The 14384-nt window shown below is 61.6% G+C and carries 10 protein-coding genes and 1 pseudogene; 5 read left to right on the plus strand and 6 right to left on the minus strand.

Translation table 11 applies throughout. The features are described from left to right. Window positions 1-52: 52 nt before the first annotated feature. Entirely contained in the window at window positions 53-1192 is a 1140-nt protein-coding gene (locus J2W40_RS04425; RefSeq protein ID WP_310222178.1) for an acyl-CoA dehydrogenase family protein, read from the plus strand. 119 nt (window positions 1193-1311) lie between these two features. On the opposite strand, the gene J2W40_RS04430 is transcribed toward J2W40_RS04425, so the two are convergent. From J2W40_RS04430 to J2W40_RS04445, 4 genes are all read right to left on the minus strand, one after another. Beyond that, window positions 1312-1935 (minus strand): HEPN domain-containing protein, encoded by a 624-nt coding sequence (locus J2W40_RS04430; protein WP_310222179.1) that lies wholly within the window; start codon window positions 1933-1935, stop codon window positions 1312-1314. After that, on the minus strand, window positions 1932-3128 hold the full coding sequence (locus J2W40_RS04435; protein ID WP_310222180.1) for a GmrSD restriction endonuclease domain-containing protein: 1197 nt from the start codon (window positions 3126-3128) through the stop codon (window positions 1932-1934). The genes J2W40_RS04430 and J2W40_RS04435 overlap by 4 nt, the downstream gene beginning before the upstream one ends. A gap of 375 nt (window positions 3129-3503) precedes the next feature. Then, a complete protein-coding gene (locus J2W40_RS04440) occupies window positions 3504-4691 on the minus strand; it encodes a CaiB/BaiF CoA transferase family protein (RefSeq protein WP_310222181.1) in 1188 nt (395 codons plus the stop codon). 70 nt (window positions 4692-4761) lie between these two features. Then, window positions 4762-5496 (minus strand): FadR/GntR family transcriptional regulator, encoded by a 735-nt coding sequence (locus J2W40_RS04445; RefSeq protein WP_310222182.1) that lies wholly within the window; start codon window positions 5494-5496, stop codon window positions 4762-4764. 130 nt (window positions 5497-5626) lie between these two features. Here J2W40_RS04445 and J2W40_RS04450 point away from each other — a divergent pair, with 130 nt between their 5' ends. Both J2W40_RS04450 and J2W40_RS04455 read left to right on the plus strand, forming a co-directional pair. Beyond that, entirely contained in the window at window positions 5627-6376 is a 750-nt protein-coding gene (locus J2W40_RS04450) for an electron transfer flavoprotein subunit beta/FixA family protein (protein WP_310222183.1), read from the plus strand. Next, a complete protein-coding gene (locus J2W40_RS04455; RefSeq protein WP_310222184.1) occupies window positions 6373-7227 on the plus strand; it encodes an electron transfer flavoprotein subunit alpha/FixB family protein in 855 nt (284 codons plus the stop codon). The genes J2W40_RS04450 and J2W40_RS04455 overlap by 4 nt, the downstream gene beginning before the upstream one ends. 249 nt (window positions 7228-7476) lie before the next feature. Here J2W40_RS04455 and J2W40_RS04460 read toward each other — a convergent pair. Beyond that, window positions 7477-7804, minus strand: a pseudogene (locus tag J2W40_RS04460) (mechanosensitive ion channel family protein); the annotation flags it as partial. A gap of 350 nt (window positions 7805-8154) precedes the next feature. After that, window positions 8155-10215, minus strand: coding sequence for an ATP-dependent DNA helicase RecG (gene recG / locus J2W40_RS04465; protein WP_310222185.1), 2061 nt, complete (start codon window positions 10213-10215; stop codon window positions 8155-8157). 201 nt (window positions 10216-10416) lie between these two features. Here recG and J2W40_RS04470 point away from each other — a divergent pair, with 201 nt between their 5' ends. Then, the gene (locus J2W40_RS04470) at window positions 10417-10683 is read left to right on the plus strand and encodes an FAD assembly factor SdhE (protein WP_310222186.1); all 267 of its coding nucleotides are present in this window, start codon (window positions 10417-10419) and stop codon (window positions 10681-10683) included. A gap of 156 nt (window positions 10684-10839) precedes the next feature. Next, on the plus strand, window positions 10840-14316 hold the full coding sequence (gene mfd, locus J2W40_RS04475) for a transcription-repair coupling factor (RefSeq protein ID WP_310222187.1): 3477 nt from the start codon (window positions 10840-10842) through the stop codon (window positions 14314-14316). Window positions 14317-14384 lie beyond the last annotated feature (68 nt).

The raw sequence follows: 14384 nt of genomic DNA on the forward strand, positions 1-14384 counted from the left end.
CGAGAGGTGCGCACGGCCGCCCCCACGGATTCGGATAAGAAGGAGGCACAAGATGGACTTTGAACTGCCCGACGACATCAAGGAATTTTGCGACGTCACCCGCGCCATCGTGCGCGACCTGCTCCCTTATGAAGCGGAATTTCAGGCCACCGGCAAAGTCCCGCCGATCGTGCGCCAAACGCTGGTCGATAATGGCTATTTCGGCCTGTCGCTGCCGGAAGAATATGGTGGCCTGGGCCTTGGCGCACTCGCGCAGGCGGCAGTGCAGATAGAACTCGCCCGCCTTCCCCCCCAATTCTGGACCGAATTGCGCCCGCTCATGGGTCCGGGCGCGCGCAACATCGTCTATCATGCCTCGGAAGCACAAAAGCAGCAGTTGATCCCCGGCATGGTGTCGGGCGAAATCCCGATCGCCTTTGCCCTCACCGAACCCAATAGCGGCTCCGATCCGGGCTCGATGCGCACCACCGCCACCCGCAACGCCGACGGCTGGGTCATCAACGGTTCCAAAACCTATATTTCCAACGGCAAGAACGCCAAATATGTGATCGTCTATGCCTATACCGACAAGGCCGCCGGGCCACGCGGCGGCATATCCGCCTTCCTGATGCCCGCCGACACGCCCGGCTTTGCCGTCACCGGCACGATCGAACTGATGGGCACCGCGACCCCCGGCGTCTACGAACTGACCTTCGACGAATGCCAGTTGCCCGCCGACGCCCTGCTCGGCGAAGAAGGGCGCGGCTTCCACTATGCGCTCGAAGGCTTGAACGAGGGCCGCATGAATGTCGGCGCGACCGCCGTCGGCATGGGCGAATATGCGCTGGAACTCGCGATCGAGGAATCGAAACAGCGCCCCGCCTTTGGCGGCGTCATCTCCGATTTCCAGGCGATCCGCCACTATATCGCCACCATGGCGACGGACATGCGCGCCGCGCGCCTGATCCTGCTCGACGCCTGCTGGCGCTACGACCAGGGCGAAAAGAAACGCGAACTCGCCTCCATGGCCAAACTGTTCGCTACCGAAGCGGGCAGCCGCACGGTCGACACCGCGGTCCAGATTTTCGGCGGCTCCGGCTATTGCCGGGGCTTCGCGATCGAGCGCCTGTATCGCGACATTCGCATCACGCGGATCTACGAGGGATCGTCGGAGATCCAGAAGAACACGATCGCACGGGAATTGTTGCGGTAAGGAGGGTGTGGGCGGGAGGGGTCTAGGGCCTCTCCCGCTGAATGCCTGGTTTGCGCCATGTATGGCCGTTCACGCAACCGCGCTAGAGCCTCGAAAGCGGACATAACAATGACCAGCGCCTATCTCATGCGTGACTTTAGCGCTTCGCAAACTGCTTGGTCATAGGCAATGATGCCGCCGACGATGGTTGCCAAATCAGTATCTATAGCCGTCAATGTGTCAGTTCGTTGAACTTTGAATTTATGTGCCACATCACCCCTTTTCGCACCGAAAGAGTGTAGATTATTCTTCAATACCAAATCGACAGATGCGGGATCAACTCCAATCGGAAGAAGAATACTATTTTGATCTCTTTCAACTATTCCGTTGTTTGATAGCACAACATCCCGATAGCGATTGAACGCCTCTTTAGAAAATTCTTCGATATTCGAAGCCAACTCTGATGTTAACTTATATTTGCTTTTTTCTGGGAGGTCGCTCACTAATTTGGACGAGATGAGGGCTACAAGCGTCTTGGTTATCACGCCTGAACTGGCATAAGCTGAGCGAGCGGCTTGAGCTGCTGACAGTCCCAAATCTTCAATATATTGCTCAAGTGCTGAATGACAAAGTAGAATGTAGGATTGCAACTTCAAATGTTGAAGGTCTGTCTGACATCCAAGCTTATTTATTCCACCAGTAATTAACTTGGCCTTTCTGATCGAAGTAGCCAGCGCCCGGTAGTGAGGTGTAGGAAATTTCACTGTTTGATATCTGGAATGGGCATTCGTATGCCAGTTATATTTTCCACGGCTTCATACCAAATTGTAAACCGGTTACGCGTTGCCTCAGGGGATTTCGTAGTGGTTTCAACCGCTTTAACGAACTCAGGATGGCGGTCGCATACACCTTCATAGAGTTGTTTCATTTTTCCCGGATTGGCAGCAGTCCACTGCCGCACGTCAGGTCGCGACAATGCGCCGACCAATACGTCGAACAACGCTCTATTGAATCGAGTTTCATAGGAGCCGGCAGAATATTTGCGACAAAACTCACGATCAGTAAATTCAGCTAGTCCGGTATCTATCGCCTCATTCATTTGTAGCAAAAGATTTTCAGCTTCAACTTCTTTGTTTGGATCAGCCGTAAAATCGGAATTCTTACTTTTACAGAACTCATCTAAAAATAATTTAAGATCGCCAGCGTATTGTGTCTTTTGATTCTTGAATGCGAGGTATCTAATGGCAAGCTCAACGTCTGACATGCGTGCGTCTGGCTGACGTTTCCGAAGAAGATGGTGGATCGGGCCAATCGTCTCTGTCCAAGATATTATAAACTTAAGAAATTCTCCTGGAAGTAGCGACATGCGAAGTTCCATAGGGGAGAGCTTTACACTTCCAGAATTGAGTCTGTAGAATATCTCATAAAGAGCAGACTCATTTTCCCAACCCCTAAGAACTGTGGTTCTAAGTGGTTCATTACTAAGTCTGTCGGCCCAATCATCATTATTTCGCAGATCAGTCCAACTCATTCCCTCTAAGGTATTGAGTATACGTAGGCCTTTAAGTTTGAACACTCGTCCGTCTGACGATCTTCCGTCGATGAATTCTTTAATTGTGGAAAGGCGTTGTTTGCCGTCGAGCACCAAAAAGGAGTTTTTTTGCCCGGCCTTTGATGCAAGCAGAATCTGCGGAATCGGTATTCCCAGTAACAATGACTCGATAAACTGCGACTTTGCCTTGGCTTGCCATACGTTCCGCCGTTGATAAGCGGGATCGAGTTGCAACTGCTTACCTATCAAATCATAAATCGTACTGACAGTCCAATCGCTCGGTGCAATGAGCAGGCGTTCGAAGTCAGAGGCCGCAACGTGGATGTCCTCCTCATTCTCTACAGCAGAATCGTTCTCAAAGTCGTCCCGGTCGTCCCAAGAAATCTCAGTGTCGTTCGTGGTCATGAGCATGCCTTGGTTTGTGCCGGCTTAAGGAAATTCGATTATCTGAGCTGACGAATTTTAGGTCAATTCTAACTTCTAGGTCCTGGCAAGCAGCAGTTCAATCCCAAACGGCAACACTTCCGGTTTGCCGAGAGAGACCGCCAAAACCCGACATTCCGCAATCGGCCAAAATCCCACTGTCCTACACCACCGCCCTCATGCCATCATTGTCCCCGGCTCTTTCCAACAGTCCGTCCCACGCCACCCTGTCCGCACGAGCGCGCGCATGAACTTCGCAAAAATTCTCCTATTGCGAAATCCACGCCACGACTCCGCTCTCACGCAAATGCGTGGCCTGCAACGGTGTGAACTTCGCAGCCTTTGCAGCGGCGCGTGTCAGCCCAGATCGCCGCTGGCCCGTAATGCCGCCACCGCTTCCGCGCTGACGCCCAGCCCGGCCAGCACCGCCGCGCCATCCTCGCCCAGCCGCGCCACATGGTCCCGCGCCTCGACCCGCGACCCGCTCATGCGGAAGGGCGGGTTGGTCACCTTGAAGGCACCCGCATCGTCATGCACCTGCGCGAACGCCCCCCGCGCCGCCAATTGCGGATCGTCCAGCAACTCGCCAATCTCGCGATAGCGGGCGCAGGGCACGCCATGGCGCGACAGGATCGCCTCGGCCTCCGCCGCGCTGCGCTCCAGCGTCCACTCTTCGGTCAGCGCCAGCAACGTCGCCCAATTGGCATTGCGATCCGCATTGGTCAGGAATCGCGGATCGTCGCGCCATTCGGGATGGCCGACCGCGTCCGACAATTGCTCGAAATTGCGCGGACTGGTCGGCGCGACCATGATGAAGCCGTCATTGGTCTTGAGCGGCGTATAGAGCGGCCGCCGCGCGTCGCCCGGAAATTGCGCCTCCTGCGTTTCGAATACCAGCATGCCGACCATCGCTTCCAGCATCGACAGGTCGATATGCTGCCCCTGCCCCGTCCGCTCCCGCTGATAGAGCGCGGCCTGGATTGCGCCGAACGCATGGGTGCCGCCCAGCACGTCGGCGATGAAGATGCCGCTGGTCGCCGGCCGGTCCGCCCCGTCCTGATAGCGCAGGTTGACCATGTCGAAGCCGCTGGCCGCATGGATCACCGGCGCATAGGCCGGGTGCAGCGCCTTCGGCCCGGTCTGGCCATAGCCGGAGATCGAGCAATAGATGAGCCGCGGGTTGATCGCCGCCAGCCTCGCAAAATCGAGACCGAAGCGCGCCATGACGCCCGGCCGGAAATTTTCCACCAGCACGTCGCAGGTGGCGACCAGTTGCTTGATAAGGTCGATGATCTCCGGCGATTTAAGGTTGCAGGCGATCGACTGCTTGCCCGCGTTCAGATTGCCGAAATAGGCGCTATGCCCATCCCGCTTGGGCGGCCGCGCACGGACCTGATCGCCCTCAAGCGATTCCACCTTGATGACCTCCGCGCCAAGGTCTGCGAGCATCCGGGTGGCGAAAGGCCCGGCCATGACGCTGGTGAAATCCAGCACCCGCACGCCGTCCAGCGCGCCCGCCATCACTATCTTGCCGTCATCCGCCATGCCGCACCTAACCTATGGAGCCATATATTCAATGGTCCTACCTATTGCATGGCGAGGATAGCCCGGTCAATCAGCCCTTGGCGGCGGCCTTGCTATTCTTGCGGACATGGCGATGCACCCGCTCCAGATGCTTGCGCATTTCCCCGACGGCCGCTTCCTCATCCTTCGCCCGCAAATGCCGCACCAGCTTGAACCGAGATTCGATCAGCGATTGCTGCAACGTCTCATAGTCCGGCCCCCGCACAAATTCGTGCAGGATCGCCGATAGCGAATCGACGAAGATGCCAAAGATACGGTTCTTGGTCGCCCGCGCCAGCACGGCATAATATTCCACCGCACAAGTATAGCGCGCCTCCACGCTGGTTTCCCGCTTGGTCCGCTCGGCAATCGCCTCCAGCTCAGCCAGGTCGGTTTCCGTGGCGCGCGCGCACGCCAGCCTGACGATAATGTCCTGCAACGCCAGCCGCGCCTCGGTCAGTTCACCCAGCGAAATATCACCCAGATGGACATAATCCTGCATCGCCTGCACGATCCGGTCCGGCTCGGCCGTCTGAACGAACGCCCCGCCCTTCGCCCCCTTCACATTACGGATGATGCCCGCAACCTCCAGGCTGCGCAAAGCCTCCCGCAGCGCGCTGCGACTGACCTGAAATTCGACCGCCAATTCCCGTTCGGCGGGCAGTTTGTCCCCCGCCTTGAGCGTGCCCGCCGCCAATTGTTCGCGGATCTGTTCACAGATCACCTCGAACGCGCGCCGCGTCTTGATAGGGGCGAAACTGGGCTTGGGGGACGGGGACGATGCCATAGAGTGCGCTCCGATAGGGGTACGCAAAGCTATAGCCGACGCCCAGAAAGGCGCAATGGCCGGACCGAACGGGATTGACAGACGCGTCTCATTCCTTAATGGTCAGACCATTATAGAAATGGAGCAGGCCATGAAGATCCTTGTGCCCGTGAAGCGGGTCATTGATTATAATGTGAAGCCGCGTGTGAAGGCGGACGGCACGGGCGTCGATCTGGCGAACGTCAAGATGAGCATGAACCCGTTTGACGAGATCGCGGTCGAAGAAGCCATCCGCCTGAAGGAAAAAGGCGTGGCGACCGAGGTTATCGCCGTGTCCATCGGCGTTGCCAAGGCGCAGGAAACGCTGCGCACGTCGCTGGCGATGGGCGCGGACCGGGCGATCCTGATCCAGACCGATGAAGAGGTCGAGCCGCTGGCCGTGGCGAAACTGCTTGCCAAGGTCCAGGAAGAGGAAGGCGCTGGCCTGATCATCCTGGGCAAGCAGACGATCGACGACGACAGCAACCAGACCGGCCAGATGCTCGCCGCGCTGTTGAACCTGCCGCAGGGCACGTTCGCGTCGAAGGTCGAGGTCGAGGGCGACAGCGTGTCGGTGACGCGCGAAGTCGATGGCGGGCTGGAGACGGTGAAGCTGTCGACCCCGGCGATCATCACCACCGACTTGCGCTTGAACGAGCCGCGCTATGCGTCGCTGCCCAACATCATGAAGGCCAAGTCCAAGCCGCTCGCGCAGAAAACGCCTGCCGATTATGGCGTGGATATCGGCGCACGGTTGGAGACGCTCAAGGTCGTAGAACCGCCCAAGCGGACAGCGGGCGTCAAGGTCGCCGATGTCGATGAACTGGTTGCCAAGCTCAAGGCCATGGGAGTTGCCGCATGAAGACGCTTGTCTGGGTTGAACATGAGGGCGGCGCGGTCAAGGACGCGACTCTTTCCGCCATCACCGCCGCTGCGAAGCTCGGCGAAGTGCATCTGCTGGTCGCTGGCGCAGGCGTCGAGGGCGTAGCCGCCGCCGCCGCGCAGATTGCGGGTGTCGGCAAGGTGCATGTCGCTGACGATACCGCCTATGGCCATGCGCTTGCCGAGAATATCGCGCCGCGCGTTGCGGCGCTGCTCGACGTGATGCAGATCAGCGATATTCTGTCGGTCGAGGGCGAAGACACGTTCACGCGGCCGATCTATGCGGGCAATGCGATTGCCACGGTCAAGAGCAAGGATGCCAAGAAGGTCATCACCGTTCGCGGTACGGCGTTCGAGAAGGCGGCTCGCGAGGGTGGTTCGGGTACGGTGGAAGCGGTGGCTTCGACGGGGGACAAGGGGCTGTCGTCCTTTGTCGGGGCGGAAATCGCCAAGCTGGAGCGGCCGGAACTGACCAGCGCCAAGATCATCGTGTCGGGTGGTCGGGCGCTCAAGGACGGGCCGACGTTCGAGGAGGTCATCTATCCGCTCGCCGACAAGCTCGGCGCTGCGGTCGGGGCCAGCCGGGCCGCGGTCGATGCGGGCTATGTGCCCAACGACTATCAGGTCGGGCAGACCGGCAAGATCGTCGCGCCGGAAGTCTATGTCGCCGTGGGCATTTCCGGGGCTATCCAGCATCTTGCCGGAATGAAGGACAGCAAGACCATCATCGCCATCAACAAGGATGAGGATGCGCCGATCTTCCAGGTGGCGGATATCGGCCTGGTGGGCGATCTGTTCAAGATCGTGCCGGAGTTGACGGAAAAGCTGTAAGACAGCCTTCATGTAAAATGGGCACGAGAATGATTACATCATTTTTACCCTTCGCAGTTGATGTCATGTAGGTGCGTTATGTCACATGGCCCTCGAAACTTAATGGCTGCTGCCGCCAGATTGACCGGAACAAAGGCCAACACCCTTCTCTCCTCCATTTTAATCGGCAGCACCGCCGCCCCGATGCGGCCTGCCACAGCATCTTGGTACGGCAGACCAGACTACTGACAATCAGGTCAGAGAGAGTGAGAGCGCGGGCTGCGCTGCCGCGCCGACGGCGAGGCCGACCAGACCCGCCGACGCGGCCAGCGTCACGCCGATCGTCCGCACACCGGGAATCGCCATCAGGATCATCGCGATCACTGGCACCGCGATGGCGCCCCGCTCCCAGCGCCAGCAACACCACCAGCCACCGCGTCGGCTGAAACAGCGTCGGCAGCAAAACCGGGTCCATCCGCTGCCGCACAAGCCGCAACGCGATGGCGTAGAGCGCCCAGTGCAGCAGGAAGGCCGAGACCATAGCGAGCGCGATCGAAACGGCGGCGATCGACGTGATATGGGTCAGGCTGATGTCCATCCCAAGAAAACGCGGCACAACGCTGATTGCTTCGCAGGTGCAGCATAGTTGCCGAGCGTTTGGGCTTCTTTCCTCCCCGGCCCTTCGCCGAGGGAATTTAGTCGCAGCGGGGTGGGCTAGCGCACCGTCGCGCCTGCCCACCCCCTAACCCCCTCCCGCCTGCGGGAGGGGGAACAATGCTCGATTCTGGCAGCCTCCCAAAATTCCTCCCCCGGCGGGGGAGGTGGCTGGCCGCAGGCCAAACGGAGGGGTGTCACCCTATCGTGAGGGCGACACCCCTCCGCCACTTCGTGGTCCCCCGCCCCTTGCAGGAGAGGAATTTATGTTAGCGAATGCTCGTCTTCCGCCAACTACCCTCCCCTCAACAACCCCACAGCCGCGTCCTTCTCGAACAGATACAGGCACACCCGCGCCGCCTGCCCGCGCACACTATCAAGCCCGCCGTCGCGTTCGATCAACAGCCTGGCGTCATCGCGCGCCGGGTCGATCAGCGCGGCCATATGTTCGGGCGTCGCCAGCTTGAGCGCTGCCTCGCCCGATTGCCGCGTGCCCAGCACTTCGCCCGCGCCGCGCAGCCGCAAATCTTCCTCGGCGATCAGAAACCCGTCATTGGTCTCGCGCATCAGCGCCAGCCGCGCGCGTGATGTCTCGCCCAGCGCGCCGCCCCGGATCAGCAGGCACACCGACGGCTTGTCGCCGCGCCCCACCCGCCCACGCAACTGGTGCAACTGCGCCAGGCCGAAGCGTTCGGCCCCCTCGATGATGATCAGGCTGCTATTGGGCACGTCGACGCCGACCTCGATCACCGTGGTCGCGACCAATATCTGCGTCCGGTTGGCGGCAAAGGCCTCCATGGCGGCATCCTTGTCCGGCCCCTTCATCCGGCCATGGACCAGCCCCACCGCCTCGCCAAAACGCAGCCGCAGCGATTCCGCCCGCGCCTCGGCCGCCGCCTGATCGCTGGTTTCGCTCTCTTCCACCAGCGGGCACACCCAATAGGCCTGCCCCCCGCCGCCCACATGGCGGGCCAGCGCATCGACCACCTCGTCCAGCCGGGTCGCCGCCATCACCACCGTCTGGATCGGCTGCCGCCCCGGCGGCATCTCGTCCAGCTTGGACACTTCCATTTCGCCATAATAGGTCAGCGTCAGCGTGCGCGGGATCGGCGTCGCGGTCATCACCAACAGGTGCGGGGCCTGCGCCGCCTTGTTGGCCAGCATCATCCGCTGCGCCACGCCGAACCGATGCTGCTCGTCGATCACCGCCAGCCCCAGCGCCTTATACTGCACCTTTTCCTGAAAGATCGCATGGGTGCCGACCAATATGTCGATGCTGCCGTCCGCCAGCCCCATCAGCGTCGCCTCGCGCACCTTGCCCTTGTCGCGCCCGGTCAGGATGGCGATCTCGACCGGCAATCCCGACGCCATCTTGCGCAGCGTCTCATAATGCTGCCGCGCCAATATCTCGGTCGGGGCCAGCATCGCCCCCTGCATCCCGGCCTCGACCGCATTGAGCAGCGCCATCAGCGCCACCAGCGTCTTGCCTGACCCCACATCCCCCTGCAGCAGGCGCAGCATCGGCGTCGCCTGCGCCATGTCGCCCTCAATCTCGCCAAAGGCGCGGCGTTGCGCCCCGGTCGGCGCGAAGGGCAGCTTCAGCATCGCCCGCAACCGCCCGTCGCCCGCGATCGGCACGCCCCGCCGCCGCCGGGACGATTGCCGCACCAGCATCAACGCCAACTGCCCCGCCAAAATCTCGTCATAGGCCAGCCGCTCGCGCGCCGGGGCATCGGACGGATCGGCATGAATGCGCGTCAGCGCCGCGCGCCATCCCGGCCAGCCCTTTTGCGCCAGCAGGCTGGGTTCGATCCATTCGGGCAGGTCGGGCGCACGGGCCAGCACCTGCGCTACCAGATCGCGCATCCGGTTGTTGGTCAATCCTTCGGAGAGGCCATAGACCGATTCGCGCGCAGGAACGCTGCCCGCCTCTTCCGGCGGCAACACATCGGGATGCACGATCTGGAGCGTCTCGCCATAGCTTTCCAGCTTGCCCGACACGAATTTGGTCTCGTTCAGCGGCAACAGCTTGCGCGGCCAACCGCTATTCTTGCCGAAATAGACGAGCGACACATAATTGCCGTACCGATCGGTCGCCTGCACCCGAAACGGGGTGCGCGCGCCGCCGCTGGCCTTATAGTCCACCGGCGTCAGTTCGATGCCGATCACCCGCCCCGCATCAGCCATGTCCAGTTCGTCGGTCAGGTGCCGGTCGACCCAACTGACCGGCAGATGAAAGGCGATATCGACTGCGCGCGCCAGCCCCAGCCGCTCCAGCGGGCGGGCCAGCGCCGGGCCAATGCCCTTAAGGACAGAGATTTCGGCAAAGAGCGGATTGAGAATATCGGGTCGCATGTCTATCTGCTGCGCTCTACTCCAGGCAGGACATATACTCAAACGCACGTTCGGCCCGGCTGTTTTTGCTCAACCCTACTCCCGTTCGTGCTGAGTAGGGGCTGAGCGAAGTCGAAGACCCGTATCGAAGCACCGGCCCTTCGATACGCCATTTCGACTTCGCTCAATGGCTACTCAGGACGAACGGAAATGGGAATGACCATGAACGACAATCCCCAGATGCGCCGCATGAAATTCCGCGCATGGCACCGTGGCACGCGCGAGGCGGACTATACCGTGGGCGGCTATTTCGAACGCTATCATGCCGAATGGGACGAAGCCGACATCGCCTGGTTCGAACGCTTCATGGACGAACAGGATGCCGACATCATCGGCTGGGCCTTGGGCACCATCCCCGTGCCCGACCAATGGAAAGGCCCGATGATGGACAAATTCTTGAAACTCGATTTCGTAAAGATCGAGAACTAAATCCTCCCCGGCACGGGGAGGGGGACCGCTCGCGAAGCGAGTGGTGGAGGGGGTTCACCCCCCCCCGCACCACGCCCGGACGATCCCCCCCTCCGTCAGGGCTTCGCCCTGCCACCTCCCCGTACCGGGGAGGATCATTGGATAGCGACAACGACAATGACCGATCTCCAAACCATCCTCCGCGCCAAAGCCCCGCTGACCCTGTCGGGCGTGCCTGCCGGGTTCCAGCCCTGGCTGCTCGCCGACATCGCCCGCGCCGTCTATGGGTCGGGCCAGGCGCGCGCGCTGTTCATCGCCGCCGATGAGCAGCAGATGCGCGCCATCGCCGACACTGCCCATTATTTCGCGCCAGAGATCGGACTCATCGAAATCCCCGCCTGGGACTGCCTGCCCTATGACCGGGCCAGCCCCTCGCTGCGCGCTGCCTCGGCGCGGCTTGCAGGCCTGCATGCGCTGCAAGCCGCGCCCAAGGCACCGCAACTGGTCGTCACCACGCTCGCCGCCATGACGCAGCGGACGCTCACCCCTTTCCGCGTGCGGCAACTCGTCGCGCATCTCGCACCCAAGGAGCGGATCGCGATCACGCGCCTCGCCGCCATGCTCCAGGGCAATGGCTATGTCCGCACCGACACCGTCCATGATCGCGGCGAGTTTGCCATTCGCGGCGGCATTGTCGATCTGTTTCCCGGCGGCGAGGAGCAACCGCTCCGCCTCGACTTTTTCGGCGACGAGATCGAAACCGTCCGCCGCTTCGACCCCGCCGACCAGCGCACCACCGGCAGCGTCGATGGCTTCACCCTGCTCCCCGCTTCCGAAGCGCTGCTGGACGAGGAAACGATCAAGCGGTTCCGCAGCCGCTATCGCGAAACCTTCGGCGCAACCGCCACCGGCGATCCGCTCTATCAGGCGGTCAGCGAAGGCCGCCGTCTCGCGGGCATGGAACATTGGCTACCCTTGTTCGAAGAGAAGCTGGTGCCGCTCGCGGACCATATCGGCGCGGACACCGTCATCATCCGCGACCATGGCGTCGCCGGAGCCGCCGATGCCCGGTTCGAGGCGATCCGCGACTATCATGCCAACCGGGTGCAGGCCAAAACCTCCGACCCCGGTGCCTATCGGCCATTGAAGCCCGACCTGCTCTATCTCGACAGCGCCGAATGGAACGCCGCGGTCGCCACCCGGCCGATGCACGCCACCACCCCCTTCCACGAACCCGCCAGCGCCGACGTGCTGGACTTCGCGGTCGATGGCCCGCGCGATTTCGCGCCCGAACGCGCGCAGAATATCAACATCTACGAAGCGGTCGGCAAACATATCGCAGCGCTCCAGCGCGCCAAGAAAAAGGTCGTGATTGCCAGCTATTCGGGCGGCGCGCGCGAGCGATTGTCCGGCCTGCTGCTCGACCATGGCGTCAAGCGCCTCGCCGCCGCCGATGGCTGGCAGGAAGCGCTCGGCATCGCCGCCAATGGCAGCGTGACGCTGACCGTCCTGCCGCTCGACCATGGCTTTGCCGCCCCCGATGTCGCGGTCCTGACCGAACAGGATATGCTGGGCGACCGGCTCGTCCGCCGCGCCAAGCGCAAGAAGAATACCGACGCCTTCCTCGCGGAACTCGCCACCCTGTCGCCCGGCGACCTCGTCGTCCACATGGACCATGGCATCGGCCGCTATGAAGGGCTGACCCAGATTCCGGTCAGCAAGACGGCGCATGATTGTGTCGCCTTGAGCTATGCGGGCGGCGACAAGCTGTTCGTGCCGGTCGAAAATCTCGAAGTCCTCTCGCGCTACGGATCGGACAGCGACGGCGTCGGCCTCGACAAGCTGGGCGGCGAAGCCTGGCAGCGGCGCAAGGCCAAGATGAAGGAGCGCATCCGCGAAATCGCGGGTGAATTGCTCAAGACCGCCGCCGAACGCGCGCTGCGCGCCGCCACCATCGCCGAACCCGATGTCGCGGGCTACCCCGCCTTTGTCGATCGCTTCCCCTATCAGGAAACCGAGGATCAGGACCGCGCGATCAGCGACGTGATCGAGGATCTGGGATCGGGCAAGCCGATGGATCGCCTCGTCTGCGGCGATGTCGGCTTCGGCAAGACCGAGGTCGCCCTGCGCGCCGCCTTCGTCGCGGCGATGGCGGGGATGCAGGTCGTCCTCATCTGCCCCACCACCCTGCTCGCGCGCCAGCATCATATGCAGTTCGAGGAACGCTTCCGCGGCTTCCCGGTCAATATCGGCCGCCTCTCCCGCCTCGTCCCCGACAAGGAGGCGAAGGCGGTCAAGGCGGGCCTGGCCGACGGCACGGTCGATATCGTTGTCGGCACCCATGCGCTGCTGACCAAGGGCATAGAATTCAAGCGCCTCGGCCTCGTCATCGTCGATGAGGAACAGCGCTTCGGCGTCACCCACAAGGAACGGCTGAAGTCCTTGAAGACCGACGTCCATGTCCTGACGCTGACCGCCACGCCGATCCCGCGCACGCTGCAAATGGCGATGTCGGGCCTGCGCGAACTCTCGGTCATTCAGACGCCGCCGGTCGATCGCCTTGCGGTGCGCACCTATATCATGCCCTGGGACGGCATCGTCATCCGCGAAGCGCTGCTGCGCGAACATTATCGCGGCGGGCAGAGTTTCTTCGTCGTTCCCCGCATTGCCGACCTCGCCGAGATCGAGGAATTTCTCCGCACAGACGTCCCCGAAATCCGCTCCGTCGTCGCCCATGGCCAGATGTCGGCGACCGAAGTGGAGGAACGCATGTCCTCCTTCTACGACAAGCGCTACGATGTGCTGCTCTCGACCACCATCGTCGAATCCGGCCTGGATATCCCCAGCGCCAACACGCTCATCATCCACCGCGCCGACCGCTTCGGCCTGGCGCAACTCTATCAGCTACGCGGGCGCGTCGGCCGGTCCAAGACGCGCGCCTATGCCTATATGACGACGCCCGCCAACCGCATCATCACCGAAACAGCGGAAAAGCGGCTCAAGGTCTTGTCCGATCTCGACACGCTCGGCGCAGGCTTCCAGCTTGCATCGCACGATCTCGACATTCGAGGCGCGGGCAATCTCGTCGGCGACGAACAATCGGGCCATATCCGCGAAGTCGGCTTCGAACTCTACCAATCGATGCTGGAGGAAGCGATCATGGACGCCAAGGCGGGCGGCGTCGGCCTCGAAATCCGCCGCGACAGCTTCTCGCCCCAAATCAGCGTCGATGCGCCGATCATGATCCCTGACGATTATGTCCCCGACCTTGACCTCCGCATGGGTCTCTATCGCCGCCTCAACGAGTTGGAGGACCGCCAGGCGCTCGAATCCTTCGCCGCCGAACTGATCGACCGTTTCGGCAAACTGCCAGCCCCTACGCAAAACCTGCTCAAGATCATCGAGATCAAGCAGAATTGCATGAAAGCCAATATTGCCAAGATCGACGTGGGGCAGAAGGGCGCGCTCGTCAGTTTCTTCGAAGACAGCTTCCCCAATCCCGCAGGCCTCATCGCCTATGTCCAGCGGCTCGACGGCGTCGCGCGCCTGCGCCCCGACAGCAAGATCGTGGTGAACCGCGCCTGGGCCGATCCCGCCGCGCGTCTCAACGGCGCCTTGCAATTGTCGAAGGGGCTGGCCAAGGCTGCGGCTTGACCGGGCAGGACTTTGTCGCTTGTCAGCAATGATCTGGCAACAGTGGATACCTACATCTGGCTCAGGTG

The organism is Sphingobium xenophagum (assembly GCF_031457465.1).
GTDB lineage: Bacteria > Pseudomonadota > Alphaproteobacteria > Sphingomonadales > Sphingomonadaceae > Sphingobium > Sphingobium xenophagum_A.